Consider the following 825-nt stretch of genomic DNA (forward strand, 5'->3'; position numbering starts at 1 on the left):
GGTTCATCCGATTGCCCTGGCGAAAGGTCTCCATTTCACGACGTGAAAATGCGATAAGGGAAAAGGTTAGAACGCTTGCACGGTTCGCCCTGACAGCAAGAATGCCTTGAACCCGACCCTTAGGAAAGGACGAGCCCATGGCGGATGGCGCCCCTCCCCGACGCCCTGCCCCGCGCGACGATCTGCCGGGGGGCGACCCGCGCCGCCGGACCCTGGCCTCGGCCCTTTCTCCCGAGCGCCCGCAGCCCCCCCGGGCCACGGCGCCGGGCGGCCTGCTGCCCTCCCTTGATCCCGACACCCCCGGCGAGGGGTACGTTGATCCCTTCGCCGACCTGCCCCCCGACGACGAGCTGCCGGCCGCCCTCACCCGCCCGTTGATCCGCCCCCAGGGGAGCCCGGGCGGCTCCGCTTCGGGCAACGGCCCCGCCCCCGCGCCTCGGTCCTCCCCCGCCGCCGGGCGTCGCCCGGTTGCCCCCACCCTGGGCCAGGCCCTGGCCGACCACAACCGGGCCACGGCCCCCCTCGTGGGCGAGCCGCCCGAGCCTCCCCCCGAGGAGGATGCCGGGGCCGGTCTTTCCCAGTCCGAGCGCGCCGCCGTCGAACGCCCCTTGCAGGCCCTGCGCTTCATGCTGGCGGCCGCCCAGGACATGCGCGCGGCCTCCGAGGAAACCCGGCCCGACCCGCGCCCCACCCCATCCGAGCCCCGGCCGGCCGCTCCCGCGGCCCGTCCGGGTCCCGCCACCGCGCCGTCCCTGGCCGCCGCGCTCAGTGCCCAGATGACGGCCAGCGCCCTGGGCGCCTCGCCCGCCCCCGCCGAGCCGCCCG

The 825-nt window shown here is 76.1% G+C and carries 1 pseudogene; it reads left to right on the plus strand.

Going from position 1 to position 825, the window contains the following annotated elements:
• Nucleotides 1–137: 137 nt before the first annotated feature.
• A pseudogene (locus ROR02_RS15105) lies at nucleotides 138–825 on the plus strand (hypothetical protein); the annotation flags it as partial.

The organism is Pararhodospirillum oryzae, assembly GCF_007992075.1.
GTDB lineage: Bacteria > Pseudomonadota > Alphaproteobacteria > Rhodospirillales > Rhodospirillaceae > Pararhodospirillum > Pararhodospirillum oryzae.